Origin of the sequence: Mesorhizobium sp. M0152, assembly GCF_040322415.1 — a bacterium.
In the GTDB taxonomy this organism is placed as follows: domain Bacteria; phylum Pseudomonadota; class Alphaproteobacteria; order Rhizobiales; family Rhizobiaceae; genus Mesorhizobium.
In genome coordinates, this window is sequence record NZ_JAMYTH010000001.1 from 322820 (window position 1) to 344187 (window position 21368).

Genomic DNA, 21368 nt, shown 5'->3' on the forward strand with positions numbered 1-21368 from the left:
TTCATCTTGGCCCGAACATGAACAGCGTCCCAATCCGTTCATAGCCAACACGAGGGTACAGAAGCGCCCCTGTGTGGGTGGCGGTCAACACCGAACACTTCGAACCATGAGCCTGATCGTCTCGCAACATTCCTAGGAGCAACGCCCGGCCGATGCCACGGCGTCGATGCGAGGGGGCGACATACATGTCCGCGCACCACGTAGCTCCGACAGCGTCCACGCTGCGCACGCGCCCGACGATGTCCGCTCCATCGATTGCTACATATTGACGGAACGGAGCGTCATCGCCGAACAAATTGCCCGAGATCGGCCGGGTGCGCGTGATCTTTCCCAATTGGGCCGCCAACTCGGCTGTGCGCACGCGTTCGATCGAAGCGGCAGCCGGCGGCGTCCTTGGGATCTGGTCCATCCGCCGCACGAAGAAGCCTTCCGTGCCGAGCAGTCGATAGCCGAGAGCCTTGTACGCGCTTTTCGTGGCTTCGTGTGGCTCCGCTGTCGCGATCGTGGCGCCCACATGGAAGCTTCCGCGCGTGTGCTGCCGCGCAATCGCATCGACGTCCTCGGCGGCGACGTCATACGCAATCCATTCCTCCTTGCGGTAATCGCGAGGATTCTTACGCGGAGCATCGCGCATCAACCACAAGGGCCCAACGCGACTTGCCTCGTAAGGAAAGGTACGGCTCTTTCCAGCGCTGTGTCCGTGCACGAACACCTCGATCGCAAACTCAATCGCTCGATTTGACCTCGTCATGCCGGCAGCCTAGCGTTGCCAGACGGACCAAAGCAACACGCGGTCCGATGAAATTACATCGGCAATTTCCAGTCTTAGCCCAACGCGACAGTTCCATAATCTATCTTATGCGACTCTACTAAAAGCGAAGGTGAACCGAACCGGCAAAGGAAAGGAAAACGAAAGTGAAGGCTATCCTTCTTCGTCATGTCCTTACCCCTTTGGTGACCCGGATTGGGACGGCCCTCGCCGCTTATCTGCTCGCCAAAGGAATGGACGGTGATCTAACCGACCAGCTTATCAACGGCTTAACCGCCGTTGTTCTGGTGGCGGTCGATCTCTGCACCCGATGGCTGACCCCCGACGTTAAGGAGGGAGCCTAATTCATCGGGGCGCTTTTGGGCGCAGGCGCTTCCATCCTCGGAAGCCTGCTCGGTGGTAAAAAGGAAGAAACCACCTCACACGTCGATTACGCCCGCATGGTTCGCGACAGCGAGGCTGCGGGCTTCAACCCGCTAACTGCCATCCGCAACGGTGGCTCTGCCGGGTTCACTTCTACCACCTCCCCCGGCTCAGGCGGCTTGTCAGCCGCTCTGTCTACTGCCGGGAATTTCCTACAAAATTTTGATCCGTTCGCGGATGCGAAGCGTGATCAAGAAAGCCGGTATGTTGAGGCTCAAATAAATAACCTCAACGCTCAATCCGGCTCTTACAACCGGACGGCGTCCACGCCTTCCGGCCCGGTGCTTCGCAATTCGGGAACGGCTGGCCTGACCCTCGCCCCCGGCAAGGTGCAGGCAACTAACCCGATGGTTAATCGGGGCGTCATCGACGACACGTTCGCCGATGCTGATGCATGGGAAGCCCGCTATTCGGACTTCGGCGGATGGGCTGGCGGCGTACTCAATATCGGTGCCGACCTAGACGCCAATATCCGGCGCATGTGGCCGGGTTCCGATACCGTGTTCGCGGATGGTCGCAAGGCCGTGCGGGGCTTCTTCAAGGGGCCTCGCACCGATGCGAACCCATGGTTCGCTCCTCCGGGGTCCGGCAATCAGCCGGGGGGGAATATGTTCACCCTCCCCCCGATGATCAACCCTTGGGGTCTGAACTGATGCCGTGCGCCGCCTGTGCACGGCGGCGCCAGGCCGTCGCTCGGACGCTCCGGGCAATCTCCAAAAAAGCAACGCGCACTACGCGCTCTCTGAAAGGTCGATTAAATGGCTACTCGCCCAAGCTCCGCTGAAATCGCTCCGCAGTCGGGGGATATGCTCCGTATGAACCGGATGCTCACAACCCCGATCATGGTGAACCGGTCGAACCGTGTTCACACTGCGCGGGGTATAACCTCCCTCCCCGCTGGCAAGATGGTTCCCATCGCTGCCGTGCCGCTTCTTCGTGAAGATGCCATCAAGTCGGGGCGGCTCCGCTTCACCTTCGAGATGATGGAAACGGCGGAAATTCTCATGAATGCCGTCTATGTCTCGGTGAAAGCGTACCTCGTCCCTTGGTCTGCGTTTACACGCTTCGACGGAGTCGACGCGGTAAATCGCGCTTATGACGGAACGGAACAATACGCTGGCGGACCCGTCCAGCCGTTCGTCCAGCGCGAAACGCACAACTCGGTGACCGCCGACGATATCAAGGTCTACCTCGGCCTTCATGCCAAGACCGGCGACGTGGTCACGACCGCCTATCATGAGGCGTATAACGAAATCTGGAATTTCCGGGCGAAAAACCGCTCGCCAGATCTGAATATCCGCGCTCTGACCGACAAGTCTCTTGCTCCGGCCTTCTGGCGGCACGAGCAGTTCAAGCACATCGTGCCCGACTTCGACCAAGCTTTGCTCGATGGCAACGTGGCGTTGAACGTCGTCAACACGCAACTGCCCGTGAAGGGCTTCGGCTTCGCCGCCTCGTCGGGCGTGGTGCCTTACGGTTCGGCGGTTGCGGTAAAGGAGACGGGCGGCGGTGCCGCGTCTTATAACCCGTCGGTGGCGACCCATGCGACCAGCGCGCTGCACGTCAAGGGTACCGGCACGACGGCTGCAACGTTCGTTCCGCAAATCTTCGCGGAACTGGCGGCAAACGGCATTACCGTGTCGCTCGCTAACATCGAAATGGCAAAGCAGACGCAGGCATTTGCCAAGCTGCGCACCCAGTTCAACGAGCTGGACGACAACTACCTGATCAACATGCTTATGGATGGTCTGACCATTCCAGAGCAGGCGTTGCGTCAACCCATGCTGCTCGGTGAGCAGACAACTATTTTCGGCATGTCCAAGCGCTATGCGTCGGACGCTGCAAATCTGACCGAAAGCGTCGTCAACGGCGCGACGATGGTTGACATGGCAATCCAGACTCCGCGCGTTCCGGTCGGCGGCATCATTATGGTGGTCGCCGAAATCACGCCAGAACAGATGTTCGAACGGCAGGCCGATCCGATGTACCACTATCCGGTCGTGGCTGGCGTGAACGGCAATACGGGCGGCGCTTTCCCTCACTACCTGCGCGATACGCTCGACCCTGAGAAGGTCGAGGCGGTGCCTAATCGCTATGTCGATACGGCTCACACTGTGCCCGCAGGTACCTTCGGCTATGCCCCGCTCAACTATCGCTGGAATGTGATGCAGCCGCGCATCGGCGGTAAGTTCTGGAAGCCCACTCCGGGCGGCGCGTTCGATGAAGATCGTCAGCGCCTCTGGGCGGTGGAAACCGCTGATCCGGTCCTCGGCCCCGACTTCTACCTGTGCACGAATATGAACACCTCCGTGTTCGTGGTCACCAATCAGGACCCGTTCGAATGCACCAGCCAGGGCGATTTCCTGATCGAGGGAAATACCGTGTTCGGCCCGCCGCTGGTCGAGTCCGTTGACGATTACGCCAAGGTTCTCGCCAAGGTCGATCAAACCCGCATCGTCCAGTCTTAACGGGGCAGGGGGGCGCTGATGCCCCCTCACCTGCCCTCACCTCAATTCGAAGGAAAAAAAGCATGTCTGCTACTCAAAATATCGTCCGCGTCGGTGATGTCGGGCGTTGGACCTTTGTCGCTGCTGGCGACAAGATCGGCTTCGGCGGTCACAAGGCGCGGTTCGTCCGTGTTGATGTCCGCGCTTCGGCTCCCACCTTTTGGGCAATCGACCGCGTGACGGCCGATGGCGAAGTCAAGCAAGAATTTCTCTGCATGACGCCTGCCGGTATGTCCACAATCGAGCTCTCCGTGGATCGCAGCGAATTCGCTCTCATCCCGGATATCGATGCGGGCGAGCATCTGGCGTTCTCGACGCCGGAATATGAGCGCTTCGATCTCGAAGCCGCGCATCCGGGCGAAAGCTTCCTCAAGGTCGCGCACCGCAGGCAGCGTAATCCTGAGGTCGAATATATGGAATTCCTCATGAACCAAAACATGAATGCCCGCATGGCGGCCATGGATGAGGAAATCGCGCGCCGGCTGTCGGCGCTGCCAACTGGAAGGGAAGACGATGGCGACGGAGTTCATGAGCCAGCGGCTCAGAAACGTGAAAAACTACCAAGCGACCCTCAAGCCAAAACCGGCAAGGCCTCGGGGCCGGATGGGGCCGGGAAAGGAAAACCCGTACTTCCTGCCGACCCCGCAGGCGGGTCGGGTGATGAACCGACTGGCCTCGACGGCGAATAAGCCGGATGTCGGCAACTGGTGAAACTGGCGGCTCGGGCGTTCGCGCTCGGGCCGCTGCCGTCTCAATCCGTCTCTATCTCCAACGTGGAAGGGAACCTCCCATGCCTCTCAAGGCTCTCGCGGGCGCTGCCCCGCTCCTGCCTCCTCGTGAGGCTTCGCCCGAAAACGAGACTGTTCTACTCGGCCTGCGCGATCGCGCTTTTATGATGGGCGAGAAATACGCCAGTCAGCAACTCCGCGCCTCGCGCGAAGGCTCCAGGCCGGAAATTGTCAAGTTCCATGACGCGTTCCAGCGCCAGCTACGCGCGCTTGGCGTCCCTATGTTCGCCTTCGCCTTCATAAGGTCTAGCTCCGCTCAGGATGCCGCGTACGCGGCAGGAAACAGCCGTGCACAGGCGGGCGAAAGCCCGCATAACTTCGGCATGGCTGTTGATATCGTCCATTCCCGCCGCGCGTGGGACCTGACCCGCCGCGAATGGGCCGTCATCGGCCATATCGGGAAGGACGTCGCCGCTCGTAACCAGTTGCGTATCGACTGGGGCGGCGACTGGGAAACCATCTACGATCCCGCGCATTGGGAAATGCGCCGGTGGCGTACCCTTCTCTAGTAAGCGTCTAGCGTAACTCAATAACTCCGGCTGGATCAGCAATGATCCGGTCGGCGTCTCTGCGCCTATACTTGGGAGAAAAAAGAAATGTCGATTTCTGAAAGCAAGCCTCTTGATTTGCGGTGTCGCGCGATTTATCGCGCGCGCCGCACCCGCACCCGCTTCTCGTCGTATAGTGCAATTACTGACACTCTCAACGGGGATCGTCCCTATGTGCAGTAGTCCCCGCACTCTGCCGGACGGTTCAGCCGTTGGGTGTCGTAAATGTATGCAATGCTTCTCGGTCCGTGCCCAAGATTGGGTTGGCCGGTGCATTGCTGAAAGTCGTACTTCCGTAGCAAACCGGTTTGTTACATTGACCTATGGGGGTGGGCTCACTCCCTCGTCGGAAGTGCTGACTTATTCAGATGTGCAGAAATACCTAAAACGTCTCCGCAAAAGCGGACACAAATTTCGTTATTTCGCAGTAGGTGAGTACGGCTCGAAGAAAGGCCGCGCTCACTGGCATCTGATCTTATTTTATCAATCTGAGCCTCCGGAAATTTTCCTGAATGCTCGCATTGATGAAAAGCATTGGCCTCATGGCTTCTCCCAATGGGAGATCGCCTCCAATGCATCCATCCGCTATTGCGTCAAATACCTCTACAAAGACCTTGGGTCTGATGAGGCGAAGCAGGCGAAATTCGTCCTGTCAAAGAACCCGGCTATCGGTGTTCCCTACTTCCGCAAACTCGCGATGGATTACGCACAGCAAGGGGTCTCCCCTCGGGACAATTTCTATTGGTTCCCTGATGTGCTGAATTCTAAAACCGGCCTGCCCGAAAAGTTCTATCTTTCGAAACAAAGCTCTGCCGGTCAGATATTCCTACAAGCCTTCGTAGATGCTTGGAAAGAGGTCCACGGCAACGACCGCTGGCCTCACTCCGATCTCATTGACTGGTGGATTGACCGCAACACGGTCATGCCTCCGGAAGTGCTGCAGCCTCGTGGCGCTCGCGGCCTCAAGCCGCTAGGACCGCCCCCAGGTGGTTCCGTGCCACTATTCAGCGAGTCCCACAATTGCTACTACTCGGACACCATAACCGGACGGTTATGGTTTTCTTCAAACTCGGACGGGGATGCGACATGGGATACGAAAATCGGAAAAAGAAGGAACGGCGGGAAAAGCGAAGCGATCCGCCACGGAGGGACTATGCCCGACGCGAATTATCTCCGACGCTCTCGCGGCGGGTAGCGTTCGGCGCGCGCTCAAAATTAGAGCGCGGCGTCCCCTCGCCCTTCTTCCATCCAAAGCCGCTTAGCATGCCTGCCATGCAGTACTCTCCGCTCCCTGAGCGTGGCGCGCGCTTGGATAGGTTGCGTGCAACGCACGACAGCCGCATAGCGGCTGGGCTCTTAGCGCCGTCTGAAAGCGGCAAGCGCAACCGCTCGCGGCTCATAATCTCTACATTGGCCCCGCGGCCCGGATCATCCGTCAGAAGAGCGAAAAAAACTGAGATAAAAAACTCCCCTCACCCTCTTGCCCTTGCGGGGGTACAGGGGGCTGCAAGCCCCCTAGCAGCTGCCTCTAAGCCGGTCCCTGACCGTCACTCTGTGCGCGCAAATCTGGCAACCTGCAAAGAGCGTCCACGCTCAAATACTGCAAAGGGTAAATCTGGGGGTCCGCGTAAATTCGTTCCGTGGTGCTCGTGATGAGCGGCGGAACAGGAAGCATTCTCGCCCTCCTCTCCATACTCGTGCCGCTCGTGGCCGTGGTCATGGTGATGGGTTGGATTTCCAACATCTCTACGTCCCTTCGTAGAATTGCGGATGCGCTCGAAAAAAACCGTCAATAGGCTTTTGGCCCTGTTGACAATCCATCGCAAATCAGTGCGATGTTCGGTTTCCGGGTTTAACGTTCGTTTAATCCGGAAATACTATAAAAGGTTCGGTATTTCTTCGCCGCTTTCGTGCATAATCTATCTTATGCGACCTTCCCTGGGCGGCGACGGCAAAGCCTCGGCCGGACTCAACCGTCCGGCCGGAAGCCTATCTGTTATGCAGGTATCAGGTCTGCTAGGCAGGTATAAGGACGGCGATGCGATGCACGCCGACCTCCTTGCTTGTATTCGTCGCCTCATCGGTCTTGCCCTTGGCACAGGTGTACATGTCACCCGTCTTGAGCTTGAACTCCTTGTCGGCTTTCTTGATCGTGAAGGCGCCGGACGTAACCGTGCAGACCATGTCGTTGTCCATCACCATCTGGGGCGCGTGGGCGCCCGGCTGAAACACCACGTCGACGATGGCGATGCTCTTGTAGGCGGGAATGTCGGCATGGCCGGTGCCGACCTCAACCACCCTGACACCGGGCGCAATCTCCTTGCCCTCTTTCGGGCCGTATTTCTTCGCAGATGCCGCCAGAGTGAACAGAGGCGTTATCGCTGCGGCCGTCACACCGAGGGCAATTGCAGACCGGCGATTCATGGTTTTCATTGCGTCCTCCCTATGTTGGTCACGCACGAAGGTGCGAGACGGTTAATATTAGCAGATATGCATCTACTTGGCGCTTGCTATTTATCTCCTGCCCTTTGCCGGCAGTGTCGCGTTTCTAATCGAACGATGCGCCCCTGCTCTCGCCGGGCGATTGCCGCCCGCAAAGCCGCTTGTTCTCGATTATCGCGGTGTTATGCGCCGTTCCTTGTCGAAGCCGGCCCTTGCCCGCTCAGACCTGTCGGACAATGGTGCCGATCGCATTGACGAGAATGCGCGCGGCTGTCAGGGCCGACAGGCCGTCAATGTCGGCGGGAGGATGGAATTCGACAAGATCCAGTCCCGCGATCCTGGCCCGCTTGCCAAGCCTCGCGATCAGGTCGATCACCTGCGTAAAGCTTAAACCGCCGGGCGTGCGCGCCGCCACGCCGGGCATGACACTGGGATCCAGGCTGTCACAGTCGAGCGTGACGACGACCCGTGCTCCCTCCGGAATATGGCCAAGCGCCACCTCGATACCGTGGGCATGGATCTCCCGGGCGGTCACGAAGCGGCTGCCATACTGCAGCGCCGCTTCGACGTCGGCGAGACGCGCGCTGCCGACGCTGCGGAGACCGACTTGAACGATGCCGGCGACATGCGGCATCTCGCTCGCCCGGCGCATCGGGCTCGAATAGCCGTGACGCTCGCCATGCACCTCGTCGCGCCAGTCGATATGAGCGTCGATCTGCAGGATCCAGACCGGCCCGTGACCAGCAAAGCCGGCGAGGAAGGGAATTGTCACCGAACAGTCGCCGCCGAGCAGGACCGGTACAGCCGGCAATGCCAGGACGTCGGACGTCTTCGCCTCGATGCTGGCCCGATTGCCGGCATTGTCATGCATGGTGGTAGGTACGTCGCCGGCGTCGATACAGCAGACCGGCTTGCGGTCGAACAGCGGTCCGCCGAGATCGAAGTCCCAGTGCTCGACGAGCGCGGCATCTTCCTGGCTCGCGGCACGGATGATTTCGGCGGCCAAGGCATGCCCACTGCTATCCTTGCCAGGATAAGTGCTGCCATGCCCCGCGCCAAAGATGACAATTCCGGGTTTGCGCCCATCGGGGAGCTGCTCCGGAAGCCCAAGGAAAGTAGGAGAAGCGATCAAATCGAAATCCTCTCGATGTCGGCCTCGATCGGGCCATGACCAGAAATTTGCGGTGCCCGCAGTCGCGGTGAGGCGTTCGCTCGCCTAGCGAAGGGCCACCTCAGCCTTCTCGTCCTTGAGGGCGGCTTCAAAGAGCGGCTTTCCATGACCCTCGAGCCACTCTACGAGAGAAGTCAGATGACCAAACTCCCGCTCGATAGCCGGAATATCCGCGGCCCCGGCGAGCAGACCACTATCTAAAAGTTCCTCCAGACGGTTGAGGAAAGGGTTCTTCGCAAGCAACTCTTGAGGAAAGCGCCTGTAGGCGATCCGTCGGCCGGCAGCGTTTGTGAATGCGCGCTCTACGTCCTTGCCGGTCACAGACGTGCCGGCAATCTCGATGGTCTTTCCCGCGAAACGCTCTCCGGCCATTAGGATTTCAGCGTTGATTCGGCCCAGGTCGTCTACGGCGATCATTTGCATGGACTGTTCTGGTCGCATGAAGAATGTGAATTCGCCCTGAGGCAATCCCATGCCGGGCAGAAGCATCATCTCCATGAAGCTTGCCGGTCGGGTAACCGTACTCATGATCGGGAGGCTCTGCACATAGACCTCAATTTCGGACTTGCTGTCGAAATGACCCATTCCTGTTGGGCCTTTCCCCGCTGCCCCACTGGAAGAATAGACGAGATGTCGAACTTCCTGCCGAAGTGCACAGTCCGCAATCACTTTGCCTTGCCAAACCTCCTGCGCATCGGTCACCTCACCTGCCGGTGAACTGGTCTGGACACTGAAGACGCCGGCGATGCCGCCCATCGCTCTGTCGATCGAGGCAGGATCAAACAGGTCGCCAATTGCCAAGGAAATACCTTCGGCAGCCAAGGCCTTCGACTTGATGCTTTCAGGATTACGCACGAAGGCCCTGACTTTTCTCCCCTTCGCTATCAATGCGCGCGCGACAGCCCCACCTTGCTGTCCGGTCGCGCCGAACACGAGAAATTCTGCTGTGAGATCCATTTTAGTTACCCATCGTAATTAATGGTTATTAACTGGAACTAATTGCAAATCTCCGCAAGACGGCACATTTTTGATCGTCGGTTACATCATGATAACCATTGAAGGAGTTCATCGTGCAGCGTGAAATCAATGGTCGCCCCGTTATCGAAACCCCGCGGGGACCCGTCCTGACGCCATGCGCACCTGGCAGCGTGTTGGCCCGTCTCGGCGACAAATGGACTATTCTGGTAGTGTCTATGCTCGCCTTGACGCCCGATGCGCCCATGCGGTTCGGCGCGATCCGACGCGGCATTCCAGACATTTCGCAAAGGATGCTGACCCTCACTCTTCGTAGCCTCGAACGCGACGGTCTCGTGGCACGTCACTATTATCCCGAAGTGCCACCGCGGGTTGAATACGAACTGACGACGCGCGGCAAGTCCATGCTGCAGCCCTTGGCCGCCTTCACGAACTGGATCAGGGATACCTGGCAAGACATTGAAGCGTCGCGGCATGAATTGGACCATATTGAACGAAGCGCCTGCTGATCCCCCGGCTGACACCCAGCAGTATCAGCGACGTAGGTGCAGCACCTCCGCGCGTCATCGACCCTGTGTGGATAGCGCGTCGCCGCGGTCAGGTGGCTTCCCGCCGCGAGGCTTCACCTGCCCCCTCGCCGCTGGTCCGCAGCAGCGCGACGCCGGCGGCGATCAGAAGCAGGATGGCACCGATCACCTCCGGTATGCCTACCGTTTCGCCGAACAGCAAGGCGCCGGCGACGAGTGCGATAATCGGGGAGATGAAAGCGTAAAGCCCTGCGCGAACCGATCCCCAATCGCGCAGCAGGACGAGATAGAGCGTGTAGGCGACGATCGTGCCAAGCAAGGACAGAAAGAGAATGCTGCCCAGGACGTTGAGGTGGACGAAGCGCAGGAGCGTCGCTCCGTTAACCGGCTCCGTAGCCGCCGAGATGACCAGAAGCGCAGCGCCGCCGATCGCAGCCTGCACCATGGTCAGGGCAAGCGGTATCACGGGCCCGAGCAGCGGTCGTGCAACGATGCTGCCCACGCAATAACAGCCGGTCGCAACGATGATGGCGAGCAGTCCGATGCCGCTCCCCGCCCCTTCACCCGCGAGCCGTGTCCAAAACAGTGCAACGAGCCCTGCGCAGCCGATCGTCAGCGCCACCGCATGGCGCCATGTTGGCCGCTCCTCGCCCGTCAGCACAGCGAGAGCGAAGAGCATGACCGGCACGAGCGCGAGGTTGACCAGGCCCGCCAATCCCGATGGGACGCTCTGCATTCCCCAGAACAACAGGCCATAGGTGCCGGTGTTGACGAGCAGTGCCGACGCGAGCGTGCGAGGCCAGCGCCCTTCCATGAAGGCCGCCGGGGCTTTGGGGAGCGTCGGCAGCAGGAGAATGGCGGCAAAGAGATAGCGCGCCCCGGCCAGCAACAGCGGCGGCAGGTCCTGCAACCCGAACTTGATCGCCGCCCAGGACAGCCCCCAGATGAGGGAGACCAGCGCGAAATATGCGAGCCGCCGCGCCACCGGGGCTCAGCGCAGGCCCTGCCGGTCGATCAGGATGCGATGGATCTGGATTCGCTCCGGCAGTTCGATCAGGAACTCCGGATCGCGGTCCAAATGATGGACCTTGGTCGGCTCGCCCTTGGTGAAAGCCGTCATGGAATCCTGATCCGGCCAGTAGGAGATGGTCGTGAACCAGCTTTCCCCCTCGCGATCCTCGCGGAAAAGCTGGACACCGAGGGCGATCCTTTCGAGCACCGGAATGCCTTCTGCCTTCAAATAGGCCTCGTAGGCATCGGCGATTTCCGGCCGGGTGCGGCCACGCCATATGCGCGCGATGGTCGGTGTTGTCGTCATGGATATTCCTCCTTGCATGTCTTTCCAGAGAGCTGGGCCCTCAGCCCCGCACGCGAGCCAGGAAATTGCGCACCAACGCAAGCGCCTCATCGAAATGGGTTTCCAGCAACCAGTGGCCGGCGCCGTCGATGAGATGGAGTTCTGCTTCCGGCAGGTCGCGCTTGTAGGCACGGGCCGATCCGGCCGGCATGTAGCCATCCTCGGGGCCCCAGACGATAAGCGCCGGCGGTCGCCGTTCGCGCAGATAGGCCTGGTAGCGCGGGAACCAGTCAAGGTTAGCCTCCAGCTTCTCCATCAAGCCGACCGCGAGCCGCCGACGGACCGGCGTGTCCATCAGGGGCCAATGGAGTTTCCACAGGTCCGGCGGCACGCGTTCGGTTACGGCACCACCAACCTCGCCAACGAACTCGTGCCTGAAGCCCTCCTCGCTTACCGCTTCTTCCAGCGGGCGATGCTTCTCGGGCGTCTTCTCGTTCCAATAGGCCTTGATGGCCGCATATTTCGGGCCGAGCACGTCTTCGTAGATATCGCCGTTCTGGATAATAAGCGCGGCGACACGGTCCGGATATGCGATGGCGTGGCGAAGTCCTATTTGGGAGCCGTAGTCGTGCAGCCAGAGCGCATAACGGGACAGGCCGAGCGCGTCCGCGAACGCCGCCAAGAAGTTGGCATAAGCGTCGAAATCATAGCCGAACGCGGACATATCGGGCGTAGCGCTGTAGCCGAAACCTGGAAAATCCGGTGCTAAAGTGTGCCAGCGATCGGCCAGTCCGGGCATTAGCCTGCGGAACTGATAGGACGAACAGGGATAGCCGTGCGGCAGCAGAAGCACGGGAGCGTCGGTCGGCCCGTTCTCGCGGTAGAAGATATCGTTTCCGTCGATGTTGATCTGGCGGTGCCGCAACTTTGCCTCCACGCTCAGGGAGATCCGGAGATGCCTCGCAACCGCGAACGATGCTCGCGCCTGAAGGTTCCCGAGAGATCCGGCTTGGGACAAGTAAGAACTGCAACCGAAAGCGCGGCAGCAGGCGTGGCCCGGATGGCTCGCGGCCAGGCCGCCGACCTATGCCTCCTGCCCCGGCAGCAGCCGGATCTGGTAGCTCAGCGTGCGTTTCGCGGCAGGCGCGATCAGCATAAGGCCCGGCTTGTCGGCGAATTCGCCGTCGAAATCCGCCGAGCTTGCCATGCCGTGCCAAGGCTCGATGCATAGGAACGGCGCCCCGCCCGGCTTTGACCAGATACCCAGTTGAGGAAACCCCTGCCACGACATTTCGAGCGCCGGACCACGCCTGGCTGCGTAACGCACGCTGGTGCTGGCCGGTCGATCGAGGATCACGGCGTCGTCATCGAACAGCCGTTCGGAGAGCGCGAGGATCTTGCCTTCGACAGGCGTCGGCTGCGGCGCGGCCAGCAGCAGACCCTCCTTCAGTCGGCGGACCGGCGCCCGCTCCTCGTTCGCGAAGGCCAGCCGATATTCCGTCTTGGCCAGTTCCGGCACCAAGGGCCAGTTGAAAGCGGGATGCGCTCCGACCGAGGCCGGCAGCGGCTCGTCGCCGGTGTTGGTGATCTCGAACGTCACGTCGAGTTGCTGCCGGTCCAACGTGTATGTGACGGCAAGCCGAAAGGAGAACGGATAATGGGCGCGAGTATCAGTGTCGTCGGTGAGAACCAGCGTACAGGATCGAGGCCCCCTCTCCGCCCAGGCAAACGGCTTGTCGCGCGCGAAGCCGTGCTGCGTCATCGGATAAGTCCGCCCGCGATGGCGCAATTGATCCGCCCTCAGCCGGCCGACGATCGGAAACAGCACCGGCGAATGCCGTCGCCAGGCCGGTCCGGCTTGCCACAGGAACTCAAATCCCGGCGCATCCCGCAGCGACACCAGTTCGGCGCCTTGCGCGACGATGGTCGCCGAGATGCCGTCGCCGCTAAGCGTCTGGCTGTCCTGTTCCATATGTCCTCGCGGTTTGGTGGCGGGAGGTTAGCAAAAGCTTTCACGGACTCAAAGGCCGAGCATATTGGCGCCTTCGTCCGGTACTTGCCGGATCAGATGGCGGTCAGGGGCAAGCCAGGCAGCACCTTGTCGAGGGTGATCGGAAATTCGCGAACCCTGATGCCGGTAGCGTTGTAGACGGCGTTGGCGACAGCAGCCCCCGCCCCGCAGACGCCGAGTTCGCCGAGCCCCTTGGCGCCGAGCGGATTGGCCTTGTCGTCGTGTTCCTCGAGGAAGACGACTTCCATCCGGCAATGTCGCCATTGACCGGAACGTGATACTCGGCAAGGTCGTGATTGACGAAGTGGCCGTAGCGCCGGTCGAGCACCGTCTCCTCCATCAGCGCCGCACCGATGCCCCAGCTCATGCCGCCGATGATTTGCGAGCGCGCGGTCTTGGGATTGAGAATGCGGCCGGCGCCGATCACCGACAGAAAACGACGCATCCGGACCTCGCCGGTATCGCAATCGACCGCGACCTCGGCGAAATGCGCGCCGTGGGAGTGCTGGGAATAGGACTTGTAGGTCTCGGTGGCATTGGCGGCGGCGACGGAGCCTTCGGCCTCGAACCCATCGGGGGCAATGCTGCGAACGAGATCGGTCAGCCTTGCCGAACGGTCGCCGATCCTGACCTCACCGTCGGCAAAGTTTGCCTCGCTGACATTGGCGCCACGGAACGGCGAAGCTTCGCTCGACCGCGCCACCTCCAGGATCCGCTGCTTGAGGGTATTGCACGCCCGATGCAGCGCGGAACCCGAACTGGCAGCGCCCCAGGAGCCGCCCGAGCCGGCGGTGCGCGGGAAGCGGCTGTCGCCGAGTTCCACCTTGACGGATGATAGCGGCAAGCCGAGGTTTTCCGCCGCGATCTGGGTCAAGATCGTATAGGTGCCGGTACCGATATCGGTCATGTCGAGCCGTGCCGTCACCTGGCCGTCCCGGTCGATCGCGACCCGCGCCGTCGACGCGCCGATATAGTTCGGTCGGATCGCCGCCGCCATGCCGTAGCCAATGAGCTTGCGGCCCTCCCGGGTGCGACCTGGCACCGGATCCCGTCGCTGCCAGCCGAAGCGACGCGCCCCCTCCTCCATGCAGGCGACGAGATTGCGGGTCGAAAACGGCACACCGCGCTCCGGATCCTGCGTCGGCTCGTTGCGTATCCTGAGTTCGATCGGATCGAGCCCGAGACGCTCCGCAAGTTCGTCCATGGCGCATTCGAAGGCCAGCATGCCCGGCGCTTCGCCGGGCGAGCGCATCCATTCGCCGCGGTTGATATCCAGGCGGACCAGGCGATGGCGCGTGAGACGGTTCGGCGCCGCGTAGAGCGAGCGGGCAAAGGCCGCCGTCTGCTCGCAATACTCCTCGAAGCTCGACGTGGCCGACCAGACGTCATGCGAGATCCCGGTGAGCCGTCCGTCGGTTTCCGCAGCGAGGCGCAATTGATGGATCATTTCGGCGCGGTGACCGGTGTTGGCGAACATCTGCTGGCGCGTAAGCGCGATCTTTACCGGACGCCGCAGGACACGCGCCGCAAGAGCCGCCAGCACCGTATCGGCATGGATGATCAGCTTGGAACCGAAGCCTCCGCCGACGAAAGGGCTGACGATGCGCACGCGCTCGGGCGGCATGCCGAGCGTGCTGGCAACGCCCGCCCGATAGTTCGCAAGCGTTTGCGCCGATGTGTGGATCGTCAGCTCGTCGCCTGACCAGACGGCGATCGCCGCATGCGGTTCCATAGGGTTGTGGTGCTCGAAGGGCGTCCGGTAAGTGGCATCGATCTTGACCGGCGCTTGCGCGAAGGCACTCTCGAAGTCACCGACAATGCTGTCGGTCGCCAGACCGGCATTTGTCCGCCTGGGTGCATAGGCATCCTTTAGATGGGCTTGGAGATCGTAAGTGCCCGCCTCCTCTTCGTAACGCACCCTTATGAGCCCCGCGGCGGCGCGCGCCGCCTCGAACGTCTCCGCCACGACCAGCGCCACCGGCTCGTCATAATAGCGTACGCGGTCGCTGTTGAGCGCTGGTCGGGCGCGCGTGAAAACCTCCGGCACGGTCGGCGTCACCGCCGGACCAAAATCCGGTTGTGCCGGAGCATTCCGGTGCGTCATGACGCCGATCACGCCCGGTGCCCGTTCGGCATCAGTGATATCGATTTCGGCGATGCGGCCCTTGGCGATGGCAGCGCCGAGAATATAGCCATAGGCCACGTTGTCGATCGCGTGCTCATAGGCATAGGTGGCTCGGCCTGTCACCTTGAGCGGCCCGTCGATGCGGTCGACCGGACGGCCGATGAATTCGACATCAGGGGAAGATTTCATCCCTGAACGAGAGACAAAGCCGGTCGAATCGGCAGGCGTAGTGGTCTTGTCCATGGCTCACCTGGTTCATCTGTTCTGGGAAACTCACACAGAGCGACACGGCCTCTGTCTTCGTGATCGTCGCGCGCAGCTGGCGTTCACGTGGCGATATCGCCGAAATACTCTCGAAACTCGATCAGCCGCCCCGTCGGGCCGGCTCGCATGAACAGCGCGTGCAGGCCCGTATAAGGACCGCCGCCGACCATCCCGCTCCCGCGATCGCAAATGATGATCCAATCGGAGGCGAAGAGCTTGAGATCGACGATCGATTCCGTGATCCTGTTGCCTTGCGCTTTATGGGCGGCGGTCCAGGCTGTGAGCGCCCGCTTGCCGTTCGGCGGTCCGTGTCTGCCCCGCTGCTCACCAACCGGAAATTGGAAGGTCATTGTCTCGTCGCAACGATCGAGGAAAGCCGACCAGTCGCCGGAAGCCCAGCCGGTAAAGAACGCTTCCACGGCCGCTTCAAGTTCGCGACGAACATCAGTATCGGGCGTGGCGCTCCAAGCTGCGGCGGGAGAGACGAGCAGGCTGCCACCGGCGGCTGCAACAACGGCACGTCGTGTGAGTTTCATGTCTTTCTCCCTGTTGCCCGGCGCGTCGCCCGCGGGCGTCGGCATCTGGAAACAGCCGTTCGGGGCCATCGTCTCTGCATGACCTTACGCGCGCTCGACCGCGGCTGCGGCGAGCGTGTGCCGCACCGTCCGTTTCGCCAGCGGGATTTTGAAATCATTGTCGCCATGGCCGACCGCCTCGGCGAGCGCGGCTTCGGCGGCCGCGGTAAAGGCGCCATCGGACGCCGCCGCGCCGGCGAGCGTTTGCTCAGCCTCGGTCGCGCGCCAGGGCTTGGCCGCGACGCCGCCCATGGCGATGCGGGCGCTGCGTATGCGGCCGCCGCTTTTCTCGACGATCGCCGCCACCGACACCAATGCGAAGGCATAGGACGCGCGGTCGCGCACCTTGCGGTAGAGCTGCCGGCCGGGTGGAGGGGGTGGCAAGGTGACCGCGGTGATCATTTCACCATGGCCGAGCGCAGTCTCCACGTCGGGCGTTGTCCCGGGCAGGCGATGGAGATCGCCGATTGGAATGGTGCGGGCTTCGCCGCCTGACGACAAGGTCTCGATCCTTGCGTCGAGCCCAGCCATGGCAACCGCCATGTCGGAGGGATGAACCGCAATGCAGGTTTCGCTCGTACCGAGGACCGCATGCATCCGGTTGAAGCCTTGCAGCGCGGCACAACCGGAGCCCGGCTCACGTTTGTTGCACGGCATGTTGCGGTCGTAGAAATAGAAGCAGCGCGTGCGCTGCAGGAGATTGCCGGCGGTCGAGGCCTTGTTGCGGATCTGGCCGGAAGCTCCCGCCAGCAGCGCTTGCGAGAGCATCGGGTATTGCGACCTCACCCGCGGCTCGGCGGCGAGATCGCTGTTGCGAACCTGGGCGCCGATCCGCAAGCCGCCCTCCTCCGTTTCCTCGATCCGGTCGAGCGGCAGCCGGCTGACGTCGACGAGATGCGCCGGTCGCTCGATGTCGAGCTTCATCAGGTCAAGGAGATTGGTGCCGCCGCTGATGAATTTGGCGTCTGGCCGCCCGGCAACCGCGGCGGCCGCCTCTTCCGCTTTCTCCGCCCGCTCATAAGTGAAAGCCCGCATCGCTCACGCCTCCCCTGCCGCGTCGCGGATCGCGGCGACGATGTTCGGATAGGCGGCGCAACGGCAGATGTTGCCGCTCATCCGTTCGCGGATCTCGGCATCGGTGAGCGCGACCGAGGCTGCCGTTACCTCGTCGCTGGCATGGCTCGGCCAGCCGTCCCTGGCCTCGCCAAGCATGCCGACTGCGGAGCAGATCTGGCCAGGCGTGCAGTATCCACACTGGAAGCCGTCGCGGGCGATGAAGGCGGCCTGGACCGGGTGAAGCCGATCACCGTCGGCGAGCCCTTCGATGGTAGTGATCTCGTCGCCCTCATGCATGACAGCGAGCGTCAGGCAGGAATTGATCCGGCGCCCGTTGACGAGGACGGTGCAGGCGCCGCACTGGCCGTGATCGCAGCCTTTCTTCGAGCCGGTAAGGCCGAGATGATTGCGGAACGTGTCGAGCAGCGTCGTCCGTGGATCGAGCTCGACGGCAAAGTCCCTGGCGTTGACGCGCAGCGACACCGGCATCGTCCGTCCCTGCGTGGCGGATACGGCAGCCGCGGCGGGCTCCATCTGCTGGGCTTCAACCGGTAGCCCGGTCGCCACGAGCAGACCGGTCGCGGCCCCTCCCTCCAGCACCGCTCGACGCGTCGGTCCGTTCCTGTTGTCCGTCTCAGCCATGCGTGGTCTCCCGGGCGCAATGATAAGGGCTCGACAGCGACCAGGCCCGACAGCGGGCGCGTCGGGTGCGCTCATCGACACTTATGGACGTGGTCCGGCAGGCTCGGTTTTTCTTTCAGGAAATCGGCGGAACTGTCAGGATTCCGGAGAAAACTGCAGCCGGTAGGCCCGAGGAGTCATGCCTCTGAGGCGCCGGAAGGTCGCGGTGAAGTGGCTCTGGCTCGAGAAGCCGAAGCGAAAAGCGATGGTTCCGATAGACGCCCCGGTTTCACGCAGCATGACTTCCGCCCGCCGGACCCGTTCCTCGATCACATAGGCATAAGGTGCGAAACCTGTCGTCGCCTTGAAGCGCCGCGCAAACGTGTCGACCGCCATCTCTGCGACGGCCGCCAGTTCGCTCAGCGAAATGTCGGAGTTGATGCGCGCATCGACGTATTCCCGGATGCGGGCGAACGTGCGGCGGCTGAGACGGCCGTAACGAACGACCGGGAGCTGGTTGCCGGCCAGCATCGCTACGCGCAGGCTGACGAGCGCAGCCAGATGCTCGACATAGCCAGTGTCCGGCTTATGGCCGAGCGCCATCTCGACGCGGAGCGAACTCAAAAGCGTGGCGACGACATTGTCGCTCCTGTTCACCATGATCGGCTTATCCGCCAGGCTTTCGCTTCCGGGAAATTCGGGATCGATCCACAAAGCCGAATAGGAGAGATTGACGTCCCTGTAGACGCCGAGCCGCTCCGCGCCGGCGGGGACGAAGGTGAGGTCTCCCGGACGATCCATCCCGTAATAGACGGACTTTGCCCCGGAGCGGATCGACGTATGCGATGTCCCGCCTTCCTCGGTCAGTACGATCAGATGATGGGGAGCAGTCCAGCGGAGCTCCGCTTCCCGGCACTCCCAGCGCCGATTGTCGAAAACGACCGAAGAGTCGACCCAGGCCGCCGTTTGCAGCGCTTCCGACTTCTCCTGCCGGCTCCGAATCCGTCCGTCACCAAGCAAGGGTCTGAATGACATCGCGATGTCCTGCCGATGCACTCCGAGCAAAGAACGCTCAGGTTGGAATTGTTCGCCTGGCCTCCGATGGCGAGATGGTCAGAACGGAAGCCGGTGCCTGCCCGATCTGGTTGTCGGGCAGGCCGGCTGGAAAGGCGTTACTCGCGCTCGCCGGTGAAATTCAACAGCAGCTGGAAGATGTTGATGAAGTTCAGATAGAGCGAGAAGGCGCCGAAAACGGCGAGCTTCTGGCGCGATTCCGCGTCGAAATTCTCGGCATACTGCTCCTTGATCGTCTGCGTGTCCCAAGCGGTCAGGCCAATGAAGACGGCGATGCCGATCACCGAGATGGCGAACTGCAGCGCGGTCGAACCGAGAAAGATGTTGACGACGCTGGCGATCACCACGCCGATCAGGCCCATAATCAAGAAGGACGAGAACTGGGTCAGGTCGCGCCGGGTCGTGTAGCCGTAGAGGCTGGTGGCGCCGAACATGGTGGCGGCGATGAAGAAGGTTCGCGCGATGCTGGTTCCGGTAAAGACCAGGAATACCGAGGCCAGCGACAGGCCCATCACCGCGCAGAAAGCCCAGAACATAGCCTGGGCGCTGGCCGCCGACATGGTCTGCATCTTGAACGAGAAGACCATGACGAAGGCGAGCGGCGCCAGCATCACCACCCATTTCAGCGGGCTGGAGAAGATCGGCACATAGAGCGCGGGCGTCGACGACACCAGGAAAGCGACGAGGCCAGTGACCACGAGGCCAAGGCCCATATAGTTGTAGACGCGCAGCATGTGCTGGCGCAGGCCTTCGTCATAAACGGCGCCGGTCTGCGCGCCCGTACCGACACGGTATCCCAGATTGGGGGTGTTCATTTGAGTTCTCCTTTGTGGATCGGTCAGTAAAGCGATTTGGCGAGGGCCTCGGCGGCGCGGTCGAGGTCATGGACCTCGCTTCGCGCGACCACCGCATAGGCAACCTCGCCGATCTGGAAATAGGCCGAGGCAATGTCGCCCGACGGTGCGACGGTCGGCTTGACGACGTCGAAGCTCCCCGGCCGGATCGCAAACAGCGAGATCAGGCCCATCTCCTTCGTCTCGACAGCCATCTCGACGCTCGGGCCGAAGCGCGACGGGTAGATCTGCACGTCACGCACCTTCCAGTCCTTGGGCAGCGAAGGCATGACGATAGCGGTCGCGGCGCGGATTTCGCCTGCGTTGTAGTTGGGCGCTTCCGGCTGCGACGGCATGGTCTCGCGCACCAGCGTCGTCCGGTGTGCTCGCACCGCCTCGTCGACATAGGCGGGCGGCTGCGGCGAGGCGACGACCTTGGTCACCGACATTGGCCCGATGATGCCGTTCGCCAGCCAGCCGGCGGCGACGAAAGCGGCGACCGCCGCTACGCGCTGGAACACGCCGAAGATGCGCCCCCGGGCCAGCGCCCTCTCCAGCCGCCGTGCGGCATCGGCGGTTGCTGGCCTCGCCATGCCTTTGGAGCCGGCAAGCGCCATGCGCAGTTCGTCTCGGGTTCTCAGATCCAACATCACGCGCGCGGCCACCTCCGGACGAGCGGACAGAAACGCCTCGACCTCGATGCGGCGACTGACATCCATCTGATCGTCGACATAGGCGTCGAGATCGGTATCGGTCACGGGATCGACAGTTGCGGTCATGACGGGCCTCCAACGATCCTGAGGTGATTTTTCGCCTTCGAGGGAGCCGCCTCCTCCATTTCGCGCAGTGCGGCGCGAGCCCGGCCGATGCGCGACATCAGCGTCCCCAGCGGTACGCCGCTGGCATCGGCGGCCTGGCTGTAGGAAAGTCCTTCGATGGCGACGAGATGCAGCGCCGAACGCTGTTCTTCCGGCAAGCTGAAAAAGGCCTCGCGCACCTGCGCCAGCCGCACCGAATGCTCCTGCGGCGCCGGCGTGCTGCCTTCGGCCAGGTACCCGGCCTGTTCGAGGCGCGCGGTTTCCGAGCGGCGCGAACGCATACGGTCGATGAAGGCGTTGTGGACGATCGACAGCAGCCACGCCCGCAGGTTTCCACCGGAGCGGAAGGTGCCGCGCCGCTCATAAGCGCGCACCAGCGCGTCGTGCACGAGATCCTCGGCCTCGGTGCCGTCGCGCGTCAGCGAGTGTGCATAACGCCGCAGCGATCCGAGCTGTCCAACAATATCGAAGCGTGGCATCGACCGTTTCATGCCCTGTTTACGGAGCATGTGGGGATCTTAATCCCGGCCGCCCCGATTTTTCG

Annotated in this window: 23 protein-coding genes; 7 read left to right on the forward strand and 16 right to left on the reverse strand. The window is 61.9% G+C overall.

From position 1 onward, the window contains the following. Nucleotide 1 precedes the first annotated feature (1 nt). Entirely contained in the window at nt 2-751 is a 750-nt protein-coding gene (locus tag NKJ26_RS01625; RefSeq protein WP_352693179.1) for a GNAT family N-acetyltransferase, read from the reverse strand. A 164-nt stretch (nt 752-915) separates the two neighbouring features. Between NKJ26_RS01625 and NKJ26_RS01630 the strand changes: the two genes are divergently transcribed. The 6 genes from NKJ26_RS01630 (at nt 916) to NKJ26_RS01655 (ending at nt 6230) form a co-directional block, all read left to right on the forward strand. After that, nucleotides 916-1113, forward strand: a complete 198-nt coding sequence (locus NKJ26_RS01630) for a hypothetical protein (protein ID WP_352693181.1) — start codon at nt 916-918, stop codon at nt 1111-1113. Between the two features lie 15 nt (nt 1114-1128). After that, the gene (locus NKJ26_RS01635; RefSeq protein WP_352693183.1) at nt 1129-1845 is read left to right on the forward strand and encodes a hypothetical protein; all 717 of its coding nucleotides are present in this window, start codon (nt 1129-1131) and stop codon (nt 1843-1845) included. 162 nt (nt 1846-2007) lie between these two features. Continuing rightward, nucleotides 2008-3660: a hypothetical protein gene (locus NKJ26_RS01640; RefSeq protein ID WP_352693185.1), complete on the forward strand. Its 1653-nt coding sequence runs from the start codon at nt 2008-2010 to the stop codon at nt 3658-3660. Between the two features lie 62 nt (nt 3661-3722). Then, entirely contained in the window at nt 3723-4388 is a 666-nt protein-coding gene (locus NKJ26_RS01645) for a hypothetical protein (RefSeq protein WP_352693187.1), read from the forward strand. Between the two features lie 101 nt (nt 4389-4489). Beyond that, nucleotides 4490-4996 (forward strand): M15 family metallopeptidase, encoded by a 507-nt coding sequence (locus tag NKJ26_RS01650; protein WP_352693189.1) that lies wholly within the window; start codon nt 4490-4492, stop codon nt 4994-4996. Nucleotides 4997-5264: 268 nt separating this feature from the next. Further along, nucleotides 5265-6230 (forward strand): rolling circle replication-associated protein, encoded by a 966-nt coding sequence (locus NKJ26_RS01655; RefSeq protein WP_502903070.1) that lies wholly within the window; start codon nt 5265-5267, stop codon nt 6228-6230. A gap of 821 nt (nt 6231-7051) precedes the next feature. Here the strand turns inward: NKJ26_RS01655 and NKJ26_RS01660 are convergent. The 3 genes from NKJ26_RS01660 to NKJ26_RS01670 all read right to left on the reverse strand — a co-directional run bounded on the left by NKJ26_RS01660 (nt 7052) and on the right by NKJ26_RS01670 (nt 9605). Then, complete coding sequence (locus tag NKJ26_RS01660; RefSeq protein WP_352604363.1) at nt 7052-7468, reverse strand: hypothetical protein; 417 nt, start codon at nt 7466-7468, stop codon at nt 7052-7054. A 229-nt stretch (nt 7469-7697) separates the two neighbouring features. Then, nucleotides 7698-8609 carry an agmatinase gene (locus tag NKJ26_RS01665; RefSeq protein ID WP_352693193.1) on the reverse strand — a complete coding sequence of 304 codons (912 nt, stop codon included), beginning with the start codon at nt 8607-8609 and terminating at the stop codon, nt 7698-7700. 84 nt (nt 8610-8693) lie between these two features. Further along, the gene (locus NKJ26_RS01670) at nt 8694-9605 is read right to left on the reverse strand and encodes an NmrA/HSCARG family protein (protein WP_352693195.1); all 912 of its coding nucleotides are present in this window, start codon (nt 9603-9605) and stop codon (nt 8694-8696) included. Nucleotides 9606-9718: 113 nt separating this feature from the next. On the opposite strand from NKJ26_RS01670, the gene NKJ26_RS01675 reads away from it, so the two are divergent. Next, the gene (locus NKJ26_RS01675) at nt 9719-10132 is read left to right on the forward strand and encodes a winged helix-turn-helix transcriptional regulator (protein ID WP_352693310.1); all 414 of its coding nucleotides are present in this window, start codon (nt 9719-9721) and stop codon (nt 10130-10132) included. Between the two features lie 88 nt (nt 10133-10220). Here NKJ26_RS01675 and NKJ26_RS01680 read toward each other — a convergent pair whose 3' ends face one another. The 12 genes from NKJ26_RS01680 to NKJ26_RS01735 all read right to left on the reverse strand — a co-directional run bounded on the left by NKJ26_RS01680 (nt 10221) and on the right by NKJ26_RS01735 (nt 21333). Further along, nucleotides 10221-11135 (reverse strand): DMT family transporter, encoded by a 915-nt coding sequence (locus tag NKJ26_RS01680; protein WP_352693197.1) that lies wholly within the window; start codon nt 11133-11135, stop codon nt 10221-10223. 6 nt (nt 11136-11141) lie between these two features. Then, a complete protein-coding gene (locus NKJ26_RS01685; RefSeq protein ID WP_352604369.1) occupies nt 11142-11468 on the reverse strand; it encodes an antibiotic biosynthesis monooxygenase family protein in 327 nt (108 codons plus the stop codon). Between the two features lie 40 nt (nt 11469-11508). Beyond that, nucleotides 11509-12372: an alpha/beta fold hydrolase gene (locus NKJ26_RS01690; RefSeq protein WP_352693199.1), complete on the reverse strand. Its 864-nt coding sequence runs from the start codon at nt 12370-12372 to the stop codon at nt 11509-11511. 159 nt (nt 12373-12531) lie between these two features. Further along, nucleotides 12532-13419 (reverse strand): aldose 1-epimerase family protein, encoded by an 888-nt coding sequence (locus NKJ26_RS01695; protein ID WP_352693201.1) that lies wholly within the window; start codon nt 13417-13419, stop codon nt 12532-12534. A 103-nt stretch (nt 13420-13522) separates the two neighbouring features. After that, nucleotides 13523-15772, reverse strand: a complete 2250-nt coding sequence (locus NKJ26_RS01700) for a xanthine dehydrogenase family protein molybdopterin-binding subunit (protein WP_502903073.1) — start codon at nt 15770-15772, stop codon at nt 13523-13525. A gap of 137 nt (nt 15773-15909) precedes the next feature. Next, the gene (locus NKJ26_RS01705) at nt 15910-16452 is read right to left on the reverse strand and encodes a nuclear transport factor 2-like protein (protein ID WP_352693203.1); all 543 of its coding nucleotides are present in this window, start codon (nt 16450-16452) and stop codon (nt 15910-15912) included. A 15-nt stretch (nt 16453-16467) separates the two neighbouring features. After that, nucleotides 16468-17457 carry an FAD binding domain-containing protein gene (locus tag NKJ26_RS01710; protein WP_352693205.1) on the reverse strand — a complete coding sequence of 330 codons (990 nt, stop codon included), beginning with the start codon at nt 17455-17457 and terminating at the stop codon, nt 16468-16470. 3 nt (nt 17458-17460) lie between these two features. Continuing rightward, nucleotides 17461-18120, reverse strand: coding sequence for a 2Fe-2S iron-sulfur cluster-binding protein (locus tag NKJ26_RS01715; protein WP_352604381.1), 660 nt, complete (start codon nt 18118-18120; stop codon nt 17461-17463). A gap of 135 nt (nt 18121-18255) precedes the next feature. Next, nucleotides 18256-19134 (reverse strand): helix-turn-helix domain-containing protein, encoded by an 879-nt coding sequence (locus NKJ26_RS01720; RefSeq protein WP_352693207.1) that lies wholly within the window; start codon nt 19132-19134, stop codon nt 18256-18258. A gap of 137 nt (nt 19135-19271) precedes the next feature. Further along, complete coding sequence (locus tag NKJ26_RS01725; RefSeq protein ID WP_352693209.1) at nt 19272-19988, reverse strand: Bax inhibitor-1/YccA family protein; 717 nt, start codon at nt 19986-19988, stop codon at nt 19272-19274. Nucleotides 19989-20011: 23 nt separating this feature from the next. Further along, on the reverse strand, nt 20012-20785 hold the full coding sequence (locus NKJ26_RS01730; protein ID WP_352693211.1) for an anti-sigma factor family protein: 774 nt from the start codon (nt 20783-20785) through the stop codon (nt 20012-20014). Next, nucleotides 20782-21333 carry a sigma-70 family RNA polymerase sigma factor gene (locus NKJ26_RS01735; RefSeq protein WP_352693213.1) on the reverse strand — a complete coding sequence of 184 codons (552 nt, stop codon included), beginning with the start codon at nt 21331-21333 and terminating at the stop codon, nt 20782-20784. Before NKJ26_RS01735 ends, NKJ26_RS01730 begins: the two co-directional genes overlap by 4 nt. Between the last annotated feature and the right edge of the window lie 35 nt (nt 21334-21368).

Excerpts from the sequence above, each read along its gene's own strand:
- NKJ26_RS01625 (WP_352693179.1), bottom strand. The coding sequence starts at position 751 with ATGACGAGGTCAAATCGAGCGATTGAGTTTGCGATCGAGGTGTTCGTG.
- NKJ26_RS01640 (WP_352693185.1), top strand. The coding sequence starts at position 2,008 with ATGAACCGGATGCTCACAACCCCGATCATGGTGAACCGGTCGAACCGT.
- NKJ26_RS01645 (WP_352693187.1), top strand. The coding sequence starts at position 3,723 with ATGTCTGCTACTCAAAATATCGTCCGCGTCGGTGATGTCGGGCGTTGG.
- NKJ26_RS01650 (WP_352693189.1), top strand. The coding sequence starts at position 4,490 with ATGCCTCTCAAGGCTCTCGCGGGCGCTGCCCCGCTCCTGCCTCCTCGT.
- NKJ26_RS01655 (WP_502903070.1), top strand. The coding sequence starts at position 5,265 with ATGCAATGCTTCTCGGTCCGTGCCCAAGATTGGGTTGGCCGGTGCATT.
- NKJ26_RS01660 (WP_352604363.1), bottom strand. The coding sequence starts at position 7,468 with ATGAAAACCATGAATCGCCGGTCTGCAATTGCCCTCGGTGTGACGGCC.
- NKJ26_RS01670 (WP_352693195.1), bottom strand. The coding sequence starts at position 9,605 with ATGGATCTCACAGCAGAATTTCTCGTGTTCGGCGCGACCGGACAGCAA.
- NKJ26_RS01685 (WP_352604369.1), bottom strand. The coding sequence starts at position 11,468 with ATGACGACAACACCGACCATCGCGCGCATATGGCGTGGCCGCACCCGG.
- NKJ26_RS01695 (WP_352693201.1), bottom strand. The coding sequence starts at position 13,419 with ATGGAACAGGACAGCCAGACGCTTAGCGGCGACGGCATCTCGGCGACC.
- NKJ26_RS01700 (WP_502903073.1), bottom strand. The coding sequence starts at position 15,772 with ATGAAATCTTCCCCTGATGTCGAATTCATCGGCCGTCCGGTCGACCGC.
- NKJ26_RS01705 (WP_352693203.1), bottom strand. The coding sequence starts at position 16,452 with ATGGCCCCGAACGGCTGTTTCCAGATGCCGACGCCCGCGGGCGACGCG.
- NKJ26_RS01710 (WP_352693205.1), bottom strand. The coding sequence starts at position 17,457 with ATGCGGGCTTTCACTTATGAGCGGGCGGAGAAAGCGGAAGAGGCGGCC.
- NKJ26_RS01715 (WP_352604381.1), bottom strand. The coding sequence starts at position 18,120 with ATGGCTGAGACGGACAACAGGAACGGACCGACGCGTCGAGCGGTGCTG.
- NKJ26_RS01720 (WP_352693207.1), bottom strand. The coding sequence starts at position 19,134 with ATGTCATTCAGACCCTTGCTTGGTGACGGACGGATTCGGAGCCGGCAG.
- NKJ26_RS01725 (WP_352693209.1), bottom strand. The coding sequence starts at position 19,988 with ATGAACACCCCCAATCTGGGATACCGTGTCGGTACGGGCGCGCAGACC.
- NKJ26_RS01730 (WP_352693211.1), bottom strand. The coding sequence starts at position 20,785 with ATGACCGCAACTGTCGATCCCGTGACCGATACCGATCTCGACGCCTAT.
- NKJ26_RS01735 (WP_352693213.1), bottom strand. The coding sequence starts at position 21,333 with ATGCTCCGTAAACAGGGCATGAAACGGTCGATGCCACGCTTCGATATT.